Genomic DNA, 14,173 nt, shown 5'->3' with positions numbered 1-14,173 from the left:
GAGGGGGGTGTGACGGAACGCTTGCGTAGCAGGTGAGGCGCGCGACGCTCACCCCCGCTTCAACACCTTCCCCTGCTTGAAGAAATCCGCCCACGGATCGGCCTGCGCTAGTTCCTTCAGCGTCGTCTTGCCCCCGATCGGGAAGGAATTCGGCGCCAACCCTTTTTCAACCTCCGCCCACGTCACCGGGATCGACACCGTCGCGCCCTTCTTGGCGCGGGAAGAGTAAGGCGCGACCGTGGTCGAGCCCCTGCCGTTGCGCAGATAGTCGACGAAGATTTTTCCCGTGCGCGCCTTTTTCGACAGCGTCGCGGTGTAGCGGTCGGGCGCGGCCTGCTCCAGCGCCTTGGCGAAATCATGCGAGAAGGTTTTGACCGCCTCCCAGTCCGCCGACGGCTTCAGCGGCACCAGCACGTGATAGCCTTTGCCGCCCGACGGCTTGACAAAATTCGGCAGCGACAGATCGTCGAGCTTGCCTCTGATGTCGAGTGCGGCCTCGCGCACCGCCTTGACGTCGACGCCTTCATCGGGATCGAGATCGAAGATGATCTGATCCGGCTTTTCCAGCTCATCGATCTTGCAGCCCCAGATGTGGACCTCGACCACGCCGTACTGGACCAGAGCGGCAAGGCCGTCGAAATCGCGGATGAACAGGATTTCCTCGCCATCGGTCGGGTCCTTCATGCGGGCAATCTTGTCGCTCATGCCGGCCGAGGCATGTTTCTGGAAGAAGCGCGGACCGCCGATGCCGTCCGGCGCCCTGACCAGGCTGAGCGGCCGGTTGACGACGAACTGCTCCATGCGCGGCCAGACCAGCGCATAGTGCTCAAGCAAAGCCTGCTTGGATATTTTTTCCTCGGGCCACAGCAGCTTGTCGGGATGGGATAGTTTTACGCTGGTCGTGATCGTCGCGGGCGCCTTAGCCCCGGCGGCCTTGCCGGCGCCGCTTGCCGCCGGCTTTGCCTTGTTCGCAGCCTTCGATGGCTTTTCCTGCACGACTTCCTCCGCCGGCTTGTCCTCGCGCAGTCCCTGGAACGACGCGTGGCGTATTATACGGTCCGACGTCCAGCTGCGGAACTCCACTTCGCCGACAAGTTCGGGCCTGACCCAGACCAGACCCTTGCCCTTCGGCACGGCGGCGGCAAAGGGCGAGGCGTCTGCCTTCAGCGCATCGAGTTTTTTCTTCAGATCGGTGGCGCTCCTGGCTGTGAAGCCCGTGCCGACGCGGCCGGCATAGTGGAGCTTGCCGCCCTCGTGGTAGCCGACCAGCAGCGAGCGCAGGCCGCGGCCGGTCTTGTCCGAGGGCAGATACCCGCCGATGACGAATTCCTGGCGGGCCGTGCATTTCGACTTCACCCAGCTTGGGCCACGGCCGCTGCGGTAGGGCGCATCGGCGCGCTTGGAGACGATGCCTTCAAGGCCCATGCGGCAGGCGTGCTGCAGCATGATCTTGCCGGGCTCGGCGAAATGGTCGCTGAAGCGGACGGCGGCATTTTCGGCCGTCTCGCCGAGCAGCTCCTGCAGCGCCTGCTTGCGCTCGACCAGCGGCTCGCGGCGCAAATCCTTGCCGTCAAGCCGCATCAGGTCGAACACATAGTAGGTGAAGCGGTTGGTTCGATTGGCGGAGAGATCCTGCTGCAGCAGCGAGAAGGACGAAACGCCGCTGTCGGCGAGCACAACGATCTCGCCATCGATGATGGCGTCGCTGCATTTCAGCTGGGCTAGTTCCGCGACGATCTCGGGGCCGAATTTCTCCGTCCAGTCGAGGCCGGTGCGGGTCAGCAGCCGCACCTCCGTGCCGGCGATCTGCGCCTGCATGCGGTACCCGTCGAACTTGACCTCATGCAGCCAGTCCTCGCCGGGCGGCGCCTCGCGCTCCAGCGTCGCCAGCTGCGGCTCGACGAAGTCGAGGCGCTTGCCGGCTTTCGCCTTGCTGGATGCCGCGGGCTTGTTGGAGTGCCAGACCTTCGGCTTCTTGCCGTCGGCGGTCTTGCCTTCCGCGACCTCTTCGATGGTCAGGCCGGACTTCACCGATTTCGGTGCGTCCTTCAGGATATCGTCGCCGGGGCGGGCGGCGGCATCGTCGGATTTGATCAGCAGCCAGTTGTCGCGCTTTTCGCCCGGGCGGGGTCTTAACCTGACCAGATGCCACCGCCCATTCAGCTTCTGGCCGTTGAGTTCGAAGTCGATATGGCCCTTTTTCATCGCCTTGGCGGGGTCGATCTCCGGCGTCCATGTGCCTTCGTCCCAGACGATGACGGTGCCGCCGCCATACTCGCCCTTGGGAATGGTGCCCTCGAAGCCGGCATAGTCGATCGGGTGGTCCTCGACATGCACGGCCAGCCGCTTTTCGTGGGGGTCGAGGCTCGGGCCTCGCGTCACCGCCCAGCTCCACAACACGCCCTCATGCTCGAGGCGGAAATCATAGTGCAGCCTGGTCGCGTCGTGCTTCTGGACGACGAAGATGCCGCCGGGCTGCTTGCCGCGCGCGACCTTGCCCGCCGGCTCGGCCGTCTTCTTGAAATCGCGCTTGGACTGATATTGTTCGAGGCTGGCCACGGCGCCGACCCTCAAGCCGACTTGCGCTTGGGCGCAGAAGCTTTCGCCTTGCCGCTTTTTGCCGCCGGCTTGGCCTTCTTCGCCGGGCCTTCCGCCTGGCCGCCATCGGACAGGCTCTTCTTCAGCGCGTCGAACAGATTGACGACATTGGACGGCTTGGGCGCGGCCTGCGCTTTCGGCGCCTTCTTGCCGGCCTTCTTGGCGCGGATCAATTCGAGCAGCGCGTCCTCATACTTGTCCTCGAATGTCGACGGATCGAACTTCCCCTTCTTCTTGTCGATGATGCGTTCGGCCATATCGGTCATCTCCTGGTCGGTCTTCACCGCCTTGATGTCGCCGAAGATGCTCTCCGGCTCCCGCACCGTGTTGCCGTAGCGCAAGGTGGTCAGCACCATGCCTTTGCCGCGCGGCTCGATGACCACGGGCCGCTCGCGGCTATAGAGCACGACGCGCGCCAGCCCGGCCATCTTCTTGTCCGCCATGGCATCGCGAATGACGGCAAAGGCCTCCTCCGACACCTTGTCGGCGGGCGTGACATAATAGGGCGTGTCGAGATAGATCTGCTCTATCGAGGCTTTGTCGACGAAGCCGTCCAGCGCCATCGTGTGCGAGGACTCGATCTGCACCGCTTCGATCTCTTCGTCCTCGATATGGACGAACTCACCGGGGCTCACCTCATAGCCCCTGATCTCGTCGCCATCGCCCAGCGGCTTGCCGGTTTCAGAATCGACATAGATGCGCTTGACCGTGTTGCCGGTCTTGCGGTTGAGCACCCGGAACGAAACTTTTTCGGCGTGGGTGACGACGTTGGTCAGTTCGACAGCGCAGGTGACCAGCGACAGTTTCAGATAGCCCTTCCAGGCGGGGCGAGGTGCCATGGCGAACTCCTGCGCGATGCGGTTCAAGCGAGAACGGGCAAGGCCCGTTCCGGTTCCGGGCGCGCAACCAGGGGCATTTCGGCAGCGAGCATGGAAATTTCGAGAGGCTCGCCAAATCTGAAACAGAACCGCGCCCAAGCGTCATTCAGACGAAACATATGTGATGCAAAAGTCACAATGCCGGAAATGGCGACGAACCACACCGAAAGACCCCCAAACAGCCGCATTCCAGCCACGAAGCATGGGGTTTTCGACCAAAGATTAACATCGTGTTCACCGACTATTCACGCCTCGACGCTATGATCCCCGCAATCGGACGGGACATCCGAAAATCGGGACAGGGACTTGAGTAAAATGAAATTCTGGGGCCACATTGCCGGCTATGCCGCCGCCATCCGCGAGTTCATCGCGCCGACCTATCGGCCGGAGCGCTACTACATGCGCGGCCCGGGTCCGGCCTGCGCCCGTCGCGGCAGCTCGCTCGGCGCGCATTGATCATGACGTTCGAAACGCGTCACGACAGCCGGATCTGCAGACCGGAGGCCGATCCCCGCGCAACCACCTATCGCGCCGAGCGCCCCGCGCTGGCCGCGAGAAGCCGTGCGACAACGCCGCGGCTTTGATCCCGCTGCCGGCGGGCTTAGTGTCTGAAGACACAAGCTGCCGGACGCCGCCGTCGGGAAATGGCCCTTTGACGAAAAAGGTCAGCCTGATGAGATGGTCGAGCCCGCTGCCAAGTTCTTCCAGATCCGATTTGATGTTGCCCAGAACTTCCCGCCACTGCGCCGCGGCAACGCCGGCGAAGCCGCCACCCTTCTTGGCGGCCGGATCGTAGTCAGCCGATGTCGCGGTGTTGCCGCAGAGATAGACGGTGCCTTTCGCACCGCTGACGACCGTGCCTTTGCCCCATGGCATCAACCGGCCGTTCTTGAATTTCTTGTGGGTCACGAGTTCCATTCTCTTCTCCGTCCTCAGCTCGCCTAATTTTCGTCTCGACGTGCTGGACGCGTTTTTCGCCGAGCATTGTCCGAAGCATTGTAGCGACAACAATCCGCCGCCTTCGAGGTAATCGGCGTCGCAGCGCTTGCCCAGGCAGACATCGTCATCGAGATCGTCGCCGTCGCGGCGTTGCCGGACTGAGGCGCGAACGAACAGGCCGGCCTTGCGCGACGTCGCCGTTGCGATCGAAGCGCGCCGGCACGAGCTGCGCCGCCGCGCCGGTGCCGGCGTTGCACAAGGCCTCGGCTTTGGCCAGTGAGCGCCCGGCGACGAGCAGGATCAGGCGTGGCTCGCTCTCCAGCAATTGCACGATGCGGCCGCCGAAAATGCCATAGCCGCCAACGACCAGAAGCCTCATCGCGCCGCTCTTTTTGCCCATGCCTCGTGTGACGTGCCCGCCAACGACAGAGGATAGTGCTGTGCGGAGCCACGGCCAGTCCGCTGCCGGTCATCCGCCAGCAGACGAAGGAACATCTGGTCCTTGCGAAATCTCCTGGCGGAGGCGAAAGTTTTTTCTGAAGCCTGTCGAAATCGGCCGCCGCCGCGCGACATACGTCTGGCCCCGCTAGGACGCGGCCTTCGAAACCACGGGAGAAGACCCATGCGATACATGCTTTTGATCAACAGCGACGAAGCCGCGCAGGCGAACACGCCAATCGAGAAGGCTCAGCAGATGAGCGCAGCATATGCCGCCTATACCGAAGCGTTGAAGAAATCCGGCGCATGGCTCGCCGGCGAACGGTTGCGCCCGACCCAGGCGACCACCTCGGTGCGGATCACAGACGGCAAGACCAACGTGATCGACGGCCCCTATGCCGACACCAAGGAGCAGCTTGCCGGCTTCTACATGATCGAGGCGGCCGATATCGATACCGCCATCGACTGGGCGGCGCGCTGTCCGGCGGCGAGCGCCGGCACGGTCGAGTTGCGGCCGATCTGGGAAATGGCCGACTACATGCCCAAGAAATGAAACCGTGATGGACAATCGCCCGGAGATCGCGCGGGCGGCGGCCGAAGCGGCCGCCCGGCAGAGTTACGGCAAGCTGGTCGCCTACCTTGCTGCGCGCACCCGCGACGTAGCCGGCACCGAGGACGCGCTGGCCGAGGCCTTTGCCGCGGCCCTTGAGCGCTGGCCACAGACCGGCGTGCCCGAGAAGCCGGAAGCATGGCTGCTGGCCGTGGCGCGCCGGCGGCGCGTCGACGCGGTGCGCCGTCGGCTGACCAGCGAGGCGAGCCGCGACCATCTCAAGCTGATGGCCGAGGAGATGGAGGCGAGCATGGAAGACGAAGACCTTCCCGACGAACGTCTCAGGCTGATGTTTGCCTGTGCGCATCCGGCGATCGAAGCCAGCGTGCGGGCGCCGCTGATCCTGCAGACGGTTCTGGGTTTCGACGCGGCGACGATCGCCTCGGCCTTCCTGGTTTCGCCGGCGACGATGGGCCAGCGTCTGGTGCGCGCCAAGAGCCGCATCCGCGAGATCGGCATTCCGTTCCGCGTGCCGGATCGCGCCGAACTCGGCGAGCGGCTGGGAACGGTGCTGGAAGCGATCTACGCGGCTTTCGCCGAAGGCTGGACCGACCCGGCAGGGACCGAGACGAGAGTGCGCAATCTGGCGACCGAAGGCATCTGGCTCGGGCGGCTGGTGGCATCGCTGATGCCGGACGAACCGGAAGCGCTCGGCCTGCTGGCGCTGATGCTGTTTGCCGAGGCGCGCCGCCCGGCGCGGCGCGATGCGGCTGGAGATTATGTGCCGCTCGCCGAACAGGATTGCCGTCTTTGGGATCACGCGCTGATCGACGAAGCCGAGTCGCTGCTGGGCCACGCCGCCACCATTGGCGTCATCGGCCGCTACCAGCTCGAAGCGGCGGTACAATCGGTGCATGCGACGCGGCGACGGACCGGCCAAACCGATTGGGCGGCGATCCGTAACTTCTACGATGCGCTGTCGGCGATATCAGGCTCGCCGGTGATTTCGATCAACCGCGCCGTGGCGATTGCCGAGGCCGAAGGGGCGGCGGCAGGACTGGCGGCGCTCTACGTGCTGGGCGACGACAAGCGGCTCAACGACTATCAGCCCTATTGGGCCGCTCGCGCCGGCCTGCTGGCCAGGCTCGGCAATGCGGCGCAAGCGGTCGAAGCCTATGACCGGGCGATCGGCCTTGAACGCGACCCCGCCGTGCGCCGCTTCCTGCAGGCGAAACGGGCGATCCTGCGAAATTGAAGCGTCCGTTCAGGCCGGCCACATTTCATGCGTGGTGTTGAGCCGTTTCATCAGCGGATGCGCGCGCAGCGCCGACCATAAGCGTTCGATGTTCGGCCAGTCGGCTCGCGCCTTGTCCATATCGGGGTGCCAGGCCACCAGCATGACGAGGTAGATGTCGGCCAGCGACATCGCGTCGCCGACCAGCCAGCCGCGCCCCTCGAGGGCTGCATCGACAATGGCGAAGCCGCGGTCCATCTCGGCAATGGCTGCCTGCTTGACGGCTTTCTTGCCGTCGGCATCGGCGGTGTAGCGATGGGCATAGTAGAGGCGCAGGATGGCGGGGTAGAGCACCGATGACATGAACGCCATCCAGCGCAGGAAACCGGCGCGATCCGGCGATCCGGCGGCCGGCGCCAGACCCGCCTCCGGATGGCGCTCGGCAAGCAGGATGCAGATCGCCGCCGATTCGGTTATCGATTGACCGTTGGGCAAGGTCAGCACCGGAACCTGGTTCAACGGGCTGATGTCGAGGAAAGCCGGGTCCGGCGGATCCTTCTTGGGCACATCGATCTGGTCGAATTGCGCGTTTGCCAGCGCCAATGCGGCCTCGACGACAAAACCGCCGCTGCCTGGGCGCGTGTAAAGCTTGTACATGTGATTCTCCCCCTGCCCGCGCGAAGCAGGCCGGGGCGATTTGACCCTGAAGCCGCCTCCCGCTCAAGCCGGTGGCGGACGCCACGGCCGGGTTTTCTGCGGTCCAGCCATGAGACTTCCGATGTCGGAGGGACAGCACCCCCGATGCCCGGCAGGGCAGAGGGGGGTGCGAAGGATCGCCGCCTATCCAGTTAAGACGTTAAGCCCCCAGCCCGTCGAACAGGATCGTCGACAGATAGCGCTCGGCGAAGGACGGGATGATCACCACCAGGTTCTTGCCCTTGTTCTCCGGCCGCGACCCGACGGCGATGGCGGCCTGCAGGGCAGCGCCCGACGAGATGCCGACCGGCACGCCTTCAAGGCGGGCGACGAGGCGGGCGTTGGCGACCGAATCCTCGTTGGAGACCTTGACGATCTCGTCATAGATCGAGGTGTCGAGGATCTTGGGCGCAAAGCCGGCGCCGATGCCTTGGATCTTGTGCGGGCCGGGCTGGCCGCCCGACAGCACCGGCGAGGCCTCCGGCTCGACGGCGACGACATGCACCGAGGGCTTGCGTTGCTTCAGCACCTGGCCGACGCCGGTGATCGTGCCGCCGGTACCGATGCCGGCGACGAAGATGTCGACCCCGCCATCGGTGTCGTTCCAGATCTCCTCGGCGGTGGTGCGGCGGTGGATCTCCGGGTTGGCCGGGTTTTCGAACTGCTGCGGGATGACGGCGTCAGGCAGGGTGGCGGCCAGTTCGTCGGCCTTGGCGATGGCGCCCTTCATGCCTTTCGGCCCTTCCGTCAGCACCAGTTCGGCGCCGAGCAGCGCCAGCATCTTGCGGCGCTCCACCGACATGGTTTCGGGCATGGTCAGGATCAGCTTGTAGCCCTTGGCGGCGGCGGCGAAGGCGAGCGCGATGCCGGTATTCCCCGAGGTCGGCTCGATCAGCGTCGTCTTGCCGGGTTTGATCCGGCCCGACGCTTCCAGCGCCTCGATCATGGAAACGCCGATGCGGTCCTTGACCGAGGCGATCGGATTGAAGAATTCGAGCTTGGCAAGAAGGTTGGCAACGACGCCCTTCTCCTTGGCGAACTTGTCGAGCCGCACCAGCGGCGTGTCGCCGATCGTCTCGGTGATCGAGTTGTAGACACGGCCGCGGCCGGGCGCGCGCGCGGAAGGCTTGTTCATTGGTTTCGCTCCCAAATCAGATCAGGCAATTGGCGTCGGCGGACAGAATAGGGCTTTCGCCCGCGCAAGATAGGCTGCCGGCCGAAAATATCGAGTGGGCCGCTTGCTGAAAACGCTTGTCTCCTCAAGCCGCATTTTCCGGATGGACCGATCGGCGGAATGGATGGGCCTGAACCGATCTACTGACGTGCGGCAATGGCAGCGGCCGCGCCCACCATGAAGCCGGCGGCGGTGCGGTTCAGCGCCTTCAGCGCGCGTGGCGATTTCAGGAACCAGCGCGCCTTGGCGGCCAGCGCCAGATAGGGCACAAGCACCACGAAGAGCACGATAACGGTGAGCGCGACCAGGATGCCGTAGTCGGCGAGCGTGATGGTCTTCAGGTCGACGATGGTCGGCGTGATGGCGAGGTAGAAGATCATCGTCTTCGGGTTGCCCAGCGTGACGGTGAGGCCGGCAAGGAAGCTCGATACCAGGCCGCCCTTGCCTTTCCTGGCCTCGACAGTCTCGGGCGTGATCCCGGCCGTCCAGAAACGCCAGCCGAGAAAGGCGAGATAGGAGACGCCCAGCCATTTGATGGCGAGAAACACCATGCCGAAGCTTTGCGCGACAAAGGCAAGGCCGAGCACCACCGCGGTGAGATAAATGAGGTCGCCGAGCATCAGGCCGAACGACATCGCCAGCGATGAGCGGAAGCCGGATCCGAGCGCCCGCGCCACAAGCGCGGTGACGCCGGGCCCGGGAATGGCGGCGGCGATGCCCAGCGCAGCACTATAGGCAAGGAAGCCGGTGAGGGTCATGACGGTCGCACCTCGTGAAACGACTCTGATGCCATGAAAGCCTGCAACGGCAAAACGGATTCGATTGCGCCAAGCAGGGCATGAAAGCCGGTCATCCTCGCCTGAAAGCGAGAGATGGTTCACTTACGCCCCGAAGGCGGTCGGCTATCTCGCATGGCTCCGAACGGCAGGAGCACCCATGTTAGCCAAAAGACTTCACATCCAGCTCATGAAGTGGATGCCCAACAACTATTCCGAAGCACGCGGTCACGTCCACGAGCTGGAATGGTATCTGTGGTTCGAGGGGCGTCAGGCTTTCAGCCTGTTCGACAAGGGCGATAGCGATGTCGTTCCGCAGACTGGATATTTTACCGACAGCCGGAACCCTGGCGCCTACCCCGTTCGTCCGATGATCTATCCGCTGGTCGTCAACAACCGCTTCAAGGTGCGGCTGGTGGCGATCGAGCGTGACGGACCGCAAAAGATAGACCCCGACGACACCGCCAAAGGCGAATTCTACATCGACCTCGACACCAAATATCCGCCGGTCTCGGACTGGCGCATCATTGCTGCCGATCCGCGCAATACCGACCTCAACGTGGAAGCGTCGTTCCAGCTGCAATGGCTGGATTATGTCGATACCGCCGAGATTGCCGAGGATGGCCCGCCACGCATCATCGACAAGTCCAATTATCCCTATCCCTGGGGCGCCAATGTGATGGTGTTCGAGCACTGGCTCGGGCTTGGCCGCAAGGCGCCGCTCAAACTCATCGACCCGAACCGCGCATCGCGCCGCGAATACTGGATGATCAATGGCAATGCGGCCCGGCGCATGGTGCAGGACCTCTATCGCTTCCACATCAACCAACTGGGCGTCGCCAACGACACCATCAGCAGTGTTTACGTGCCGAAGCTCAATGCCGGCCACGTCACGGTGAGCCTTTACGAGCACGATTTCAGCGACAGCCGCTTCGCGCAAGGGGCGAAGAAGTCCTTCGGCTCGGTCGGGCTCTTCAATCTCAGGGATACCGGTTTCGATGACCGCGTCTCATCGGCCGAGGTGATCCATACCTATCCCAAGGTGATCCATCGGGACGTGCATTAGGGCCGGATTGCGCTGTTCGCCGGCTCAGGATGGGCCATCGACATGGGTGATGCGCCAGATGGTGCCGTTGCCATCCTCGGTGACGATAAGCGCGCCGTCCTTGGCCACCGCGACGCCGACCGGCCGGCCCCAGACGGCGTCGTCGGAGAGGACGAAGCCGGTGATGAAATCCTGGTACTCGCCGGTCGGCTTGCCGTCGCTGAATCTCAGCCGCACCACCTTGTAGCCGGTCCTCATACCACGGTTCCAGGAGCCGTGCAGGGCGACGAAGGCGTCACCCTTGTACTCTGCCGGGAAATTGCCGCCGTCATAGAAGGCGATGTTGAGCGGCGCCGAATGCGCCTGCATCAGCACGTCGGGCACGGTGACCGAGCCGGCGAGGTCTGGGCGCGCGCCCTCGTGACGCGGGTCCTCGTTGGCGCCGATATAATACCAGGGCCAGCCATAGAAGGCGCCGTCCTTGACTGAGGTGGCATATTCGAACGGCACATCGTCGCCGAGACCGTCGCGCTCGTTGACGACACACCACAGCGCGCCGGTGGCCAGCTGCACGGTCATGCCCGAGCAATTGCGCAGGCCGGTAGCGAGGATGCGGCCATTCTTGCCGTCGGGGCCGAAGGCCAGCACGTCGGCACGGCCATCCTCGGAACCCCAGGTGGCGCCGAGTGGCTGTGATTTTGCCCAGGCGTCAAGGCCGCCCTTCGGTGCCTTCTGCATGCCCTCCGCGACGTTCGATCCGGAGCCGACCGAGAGATACAGCGTCTTCCCGTCCGGCGAGAAGGCGATATCGCGGGTCCAGTGGCCGCCGGTAGGGATGTCGGAGACAATCGTCTCCGGTTCGCCGGAGGCTTTAAGGTCGCCGTCGCGATAGGCGTAGCGGACCACGCTGTCGTTGTTGGCGACGTAGACCCATTGCGGCTTGTCGCCATGCGGGTAGAAGGCGATGCCATAGGGCTGGTTTAGATTGTCGGCAAAAATGCCCTCTTCGGCCGGCTTCGCGCTACCCTTGGCCAGCCGATAGACGCGGATCTGGTTGGCGTCACTGTCGGCGACGAACAGGTCGCCGTTCGGCGCCACGCGCACGACCCGCGGATTGGAAATGCCGGAAGCAACCAGTTCGGCCGAAAACCCAGGCGGCAGGACGGGCTTCGCGCCCTCGGGCCGATCGCCGAGGCCGGCGCTGTTGGAGGCGGATTCGGTCATGTTGGGCTTTTGCAGATCATCCGGCTTGATCAGCCGGCGCACACCTGGCTTGTCGGCCTTCCAGTCGCCGAAAGCGTCCTTGCCGGTCAGCAGCGGTTGATCGGCCTCCTGGGCGAAGGTGCTGGTGGCCAGAAGCAGGGCAAGGCCTGCCAAGCCGGCAATCCGGATCATGCTGTTCTCCTCGAACTCGCGCCGGTCGGCGCGTCATGCACAAGGGAGATATTGTGCAGCCGCCGCAAAAGAGAAGCGTGCGCGCGCGCAGATTCGACGAGAGAACCGCTCAACTTTCCTCTTCGACGTCCAGATCGTCGTCGAGACGCTTTTCCAATGCGACGAGATCTTCCGGCAGCGGCAAGCCCATGGCGCGCATTTCGCGCAGTTTTTCGCGCAGCTGCTCCTGGATTTCGTGCTCGTCCTCCGGCTGGTTGACCATTTCTTCGAGCAGCATGCTGATCTGGGCCTTGAACGATTCAAGCGCCATTCTGCGCCCTCCTTTACGGTGATCCCGGCTTCGGAATTATCTTAACATCCGGGTAATCAATTGGGCCGTGTAGTCGACCATCGGCACGATGCGGGCATAATTCAGCCTGGTCGGGCCGATGACGCCGAGCGCGCCGACGACGCGGGCGTCCTTGTCGCGGTAAGGCGCCACGACCAGCGACGAGCCGGAGAGCGAGAACAGCTTGTTTTCCGAGCCGATGAAGATCCGCACGCCGGGGCCGTCCTCGGCGAGGTCGAGCAGCTGGATCAGCCCGTCCTGCGTCTCCAGATCCTCGAACAGGTGGCGCAGCAATTCGATATCGGCCTGGGCGGTGACGTTTTCGAGCAAATTGGCGCGGCCTCGCACGATAAGGCGCGCCGGCAGGCCGCTATCGGCGCCGGCCCACACCGCCAGGCCTTTCTCGACCAGATCCTGCGACAGCGTGTCCAGCGCTGCCCTGGTCTCGTCCTTGATGCGGGCGATCTCGATGCGCGCCTCGGCGAGCGTGCGGCCCCTGATATGGGCGTTGAGGAAGTTGGAGGCCTCGTGCAGCTGCGAGACGGTGATGCCGGCCGGCAGGTCGACGACGCGGTTCTCGACATCGCCATTCTGCGACACCATCACCGCCAGCGCCTTGGTCGGCTCGAGCTGGATGAACTCGATGTGCTTCAGCGCCACCTCGTTCTTGGTGGCGAGCACCAGGCCGGCGCCGCGCGACATGCCCGACAGCATCTGGCTGGCCTCGGTCAGCATGTGTTCCAGCGTCGCGCCCGAGCCGGAGGCGCGCACCTGCGCCTCGATGACCCGGCGTTCCTCGTCGGAGAGATCGCCAAGCTCCATGAAGGCATCGACGAAGAAGCGCAGGCCGGTCTGGGTCGGCAGGCGCCCGGCCGAGATGTGCGGGGCATAGATCAGGCCGAGATGCTCGAGGTCGCTCATCACGTTGCGGATGGTGGCCGGCGACAGCGACGACGGCAGGATGCGCGACAGGCTGCGCGATCCCACAGGCTCACCGTCCTTCAGATAGGATTCGACGATGCGCCGGAAAATGTCGCGCGAACGCATGTCGAGCGATTGCAGCGCGGGCGCCAGCAGACTGGGTTCGGTGACTGCCTTGGTCATTCGAGCCAAAAACCTCCGGCTCAAGGATATAGACTTCCATCGCCCCCGCGCAACCCGGCCTCTGTGCCAGATCGCCCGGCCTTTTCCTTTGCGCCATGGGCTGCATGCGTCTACAAGCCGCCGACGCAACCGTAAAAGAACAGAAAGAGGCCTCGATGCGCCCTTCCAAACGCCAAGCCGACGAAATGCGCGCCATCTCGTTCGAGCGCGGCGTCTCCAAACACGCCGAAGGCTCGTGCCTGGTGAAATTCGGCGACACGCATGTGTTGTGCACGGCGAGCCTGGAGGAAAAGGTGCCAGGCTGGATGCGTAATTCCGGCAAGGGCTGGGTGACGGCGGAATACGGCATGCTGCCGCGTTCGACCGGCGAGCGCATGCGCCGTGAAGCCTCGGCCGGCAAGCAAGGCGGCCGCACGCTGGAAATCCAGCGGCTGATCGGCCGCTCCTTGCGCGCCGTTGTCGACCTGCAGGCGCTGGGCGAACAGCAGATCACCGTCGACTGCGACGTCATCCAGGCCGATGGCGGCACCCGCACGGCCTCGATCACCGGCGGCTGGGTGGCGCTCTACGATTGCCTGCGCTGGATGGAAGCGCGGCAGATGGCCAGTGTTGCCAAGGTGCTGAAGGACCATGTCGCGGCAATTTCCTGCGGCATCCATGACGGCCAGCCGGTCATCGACCTCGACTACATCGAGGATTCATCTGCCGGCACCGACGCCAATTTCGTCATGACCGGCAAGGGCGGCATCGTCGAGATCCAGGGCACCGCCGAGGGCGAGCCGTTCTCGGAAGGGCAGTTCGCGGAGTTGATGGGCCTGGCCAAGAAGGGCATTCAGCGGCTGGTGAGCTTGCAGCAGATGGCTGTGGCCTGATTGAATTTAACGTGATGACGTCGGCGATCCTTCACACCCCCCTCTGGCCTGCCGGCCATCTCCCCCGCAAGGGGGGAGATCAGAGGTCGCTACCGTTTTCGCCAACCATCAACGTTGAGACGCCGCCAGCGGAACTGCCAATCTCC

The 14,173-nt window shown here is 64.2% G+C and carries 15 protein-coding genes; 5 read left to right on the top strand and 10 right to left on the bottom strand.

Annotation, left to right across the window (positions count from 1 at the left end; all coding sequences use genetic code 11):
• Positions 1 to 48: 48 nt before the first annotated feature.
• Positions 49 to 2,559, bottom strand: a complete 2,511-nt coding sequence (ligD, locus tag NKK52_RS25235) for a DNA ligase D (RefSeq protein ID WP_023681244.1) — start codon at positions 2,557 to 2,559, stop codon at positions 49 to 51.
• A gap of 11 nt (positions 2,560 to 2,570) precedes the next feature.
• Complete coding sequence (ku, locus tag NKK52_RS25230; RefSeq protein ID WP_023681243.1) at positions 2,571 to 3,437, bottom strand: non-homologous end joining protein Ku; 867 nt, start codon at positions 3,435 to 3,437, stop codon at positions 2,571 to 2,573.
• 345 nt (positions 3,438 to 3,782) lie between these two features.
• Here ku and NKK52_RS25225 point away from each other — a divergent pair, with 345 nt between their 5' ends.
• Positions 3,783 to 3,932, top strand: a complete 150-nt coding sequence (locus tag NKK52_RS25225) for a hypothetical protein (protein ID WP_196813601.1) — start codon at positions 3,783 to 3,785, stop codon at positions 3,930 to 3,932.
• On the opposite strand, the gene NKK52_RS25220 is transcribed toward NKK52_RS25225, so the two are convergent.
• Positions 3,933 to 4,394 carry an endoribonuclease L-PSP gene (locus tag NKK52_RS25220; RefSeq protein ID WP_023681241.1) on the bottom strand — a complete coding sequence of 154 codons (462 nt, stop codon included), beginning with the start codon at positions 4,392 to 4,394 and terminating at the stop codon, positions 3,933 to 3,935.
• 145 nt (positions 4,395 to 4,539) lie between these two features.
• Complete coding sequence (locus tag NKK52_RS25215; protein ID WP_156939210.1) at positions 4,540 to 4,794, bottom strand: hypothetical protein; 255 nt, start codon at positions 4,792 to 4,794, stop codon at positions 4,540 to 4,542.
• Positions 4,795 to 5,037: 243 nt separating this feature from the next.
• Between NKK52_RS25215 and NKK52_RS25210 the strand changes: the two genes are divergently transcribed.
• Together NKK52_RS25210 and NKK52_RS25205 are read left to right on the top strand one after the other, a co-directional pair.
• Complete coding sequence (locus NKK52_RS25210; protein ID WP_023681239.1) at positions 5,038 to 5,406, top strand: YciI family protein; 369 nt, start codon at positions 5,038 to 5,040, stop codon at positions 5,404 to 5,406.
• A gap of 7 nt (positions 5,407 to 5,413) precedes the next feature.
• The gene (locus NKK52_RS25205) at positions 5,414 to 6,658 is read left to right on the top strand and encodes an RNA polymerase sigma factor (RefSeq protein ID WP_023681238.1); all 1,245 of its coding nucleotides are present in this window, start codon (positions 5,414 to 5,416) and stop codon (positions 6,656 to 6,658) included.
• 9 nt (positions 6,659 to 6,667) lie between these two features.
• On the opposite strand, the gene NKK52_RS25200 is transcribed toward NKK52_RS25205, so the two are convergent.
• The 3 genes from NKK52_RS25200 to NKK52_RS25190 form a co-directional block, all read right to left on the bottom strand.
• A complete protein-coding gene (locus tag NKK52_RS25200; RefSeq protein ID WP_023681237.1) occupies positions 6,668 to 7,294 on the bottom strand; it encodes a glutathione S-transferase family protein in 627 nt (208 codons plus the stop codon).
• A 199-nt stretch (positions 7,295 to 7,493) separates the two neighbouring features.
• Complete coding sequence (cysK, locus tag NKK52_RS25195; protein ID WP_023681236.1) at positions 7,494 to 8,468, bottom strand: cysteine synthase A; 975 nt, start codon at positions 8,466 to 8,468, stop codon at positions 7,494 to 7,496.
• A 179-nt stretch (positions 8,469 to 8,647) separates the two neighbouring features.
• Entirely contained in the window at positions 8,648 to 9,265 is a 618-nt protein-coding gene (locus tag NKK52_RS25190; protein WP_023672046.1) for a LysE family translocator, read from the bottom strand.
• 178 nt (positions 9,266 to 9,443) lie between these two features.
• On the opposite strand from NKK52_RS25190, the gene NKK52_RS25185 reads away from it, so the two are divergent.
• On the top strand, positions 9,444 to 10,349 hold the full coding sequence (locus NKK52_RS25185; protein WP_156936405.1) for a hypothetical protein: 906 nt from the start codon (positions 9,444 to 9,446) through the stop codon (positions 10,347 to 10,349).
• A gap of 24 nt (positions 10,350 to 10,373) precedes the next feature.
• On the opposite strand, the gene NKK52_RS25180 is transcribed toward NKK52_RS25185, so the two are convergent.
• The 3 genes from NKK52_RS25180 to hrcA all read right to left on the bottom strand — a co-directional run bounded on the left by NKK52_RS25180 (position 10,374) and on the right by hrcA (position 13,155).
• Positions 10,374 to 11,723 (bottom strand): PQQ-dependent sugar dehydrogenase, encoded by a 1,350-nt coding sequence (locus tag NKK52_RS25180; protein WP_023681234.1) that lies wholly within the window; start codon positions 11,721 to 11,723, stop codon positions 10,374 to 10,376.
• Positions 11,724 to 11,832: 109 nt separating this feature from the next.
• Positions 11,833 to 12,033 (bottom strand): hypothetical protein, encoded by a 201-nt coding sequence (locus NKK52_RS25175; RefSeq protein ID WP_023672050.1) that lies wholly within the window; start codon positions 12,031 to 12,033, stop codon positions 11,833 to 11,835.
• A gap of 36 nt (positions 12,034 to 12,069) precedes the next feature.
• Entirely contained in the window at positions 12,070 to 13,155 is a 1,086-nt protein-coding gene (gene hrcA, locus NKK52_RS25170) for a heat-inducible transcriptional repressor HrcA (RefSeq protein WP_023681233.1), read from the bottom strand.
• Positions 13,156 to 13,310: 155 nt separating this feature from the next.
• Between hrcA and rph the strand changes: the two genes are divergently transcribed.
• Positions 13,311 to 14,027: a ribonuclease PH gene (rph, locus tag NKK52_RS25165; protein WP_023672052.1), complete on the top strand. Its 717-nt coding sequence runs from the start codon at positions 13,311 to 13,313 to the stop codon at positions 14,025 to 14,027.
• Positions 14,028 to 14,173: the final 146 nt, after the last annotated feature.

It is taken from the genome of Mesorhizobium sp. C277A (assembly GCF_040324395.1).
Classification (GTDB): Bacteria; Pseudomonadota; Alphaproteobacteria; order Rhizobiales; family Rhizobiaceae; genus Mesorhizobium.
The sequence above is the reverse complement of the archived record's forward strand: the minus strand, read 5'-3'. Positions and strand labels throughout refer to the sequence as shown.

Coding starts and splice junctions, on each gene's coding strand:
- ku (WP_023681243.1), bottom strand. CDS start 3,437: ATGGCACCTCGCCCCGCCTGGAAGGGCTATCTGAAACTGTCGCTGGTC.
- NKK52_RS25220 (WP_023681241.1), bottom strand. CDS start 4,394: ATGGAACTCGTGACCCACAAGAAATTCAAGAACGGCCGGTTGATGCCA.
- NKK52_RS25215 (WP_156939210.1), bottom strand. CDS start 4,794: ATGAGGCTTCTGGTCGTTGGCGGCTATGGCATTTTCGGCGGCCGCATC.
- NKK52_RS25210 (WP_023681239.1), top strand. CDS start 5,038: ATGCGATACATGCTTTTGATCAACAGCGACGAAGCCGCGCAGGCGAAC.
- NKK52_RS25205 (WP_023681238.1), top strand. CDS start 5,414: ATGGACAATCGCCCGGAGATCGCGCGGGCGGCGGCCGAAGCGGCCGCC.
- NKK52_RS25200 (WP_023681237.1), bottom strand. CDS start 7,294: ATGTACAAGCTTTACACGCGCCCAGGCAGCGGCGGTTTTGTCGTCGAG.
- cysK (WP_023681236.1), bottom strand. CDS start 8,468: ATGAACAAGCCTTCCGCGCGCGCGCCCGGCCGCGGCCGTGTCTACAAC.
- NKK52_RS25190 (WP_023672046.1), bottom strand. CDS start 9,265: ATGACCCTCACCGGCTTCCTTGCCTATAGTGCTGCGCTGGGCATCGCC.
- NKK52_RS25185 (WP_156936405.1), top strand. CDS start 9,444: ATGTTAGCCAAAAGACTTCACATCCAGCTCATGAAGTGGATGCCCAAC.
- NKK52_RS25180 (WP_023681234.1), bottom strand. CDS start 11,723: ATGATCCGGATTGCCGGCTTGGCAGGCCTTGCCCTGCTTCTGGCCACC.
- NKK52_RS25175 (WP_023672050.1), bottom strand. CDS start 12,033: ATGGCGCTTGAATCGTTCAAGGCCCAGATCAGCATGCTGCTCGAAGAA.
- hrcA (WP_023681233.1), bottom strand. CDS start 13,155: ATGACCAAGGCAGTCACCGAACCCAGTCTGCTGGCGCCCGCGCTGCAA.
- rph (WP_023672052.1), top strand. CDS start 13,311: ATGCGCCCTTCCAAACGCCAAGCCGACGAAATGCGCGCCATCTCGTTC.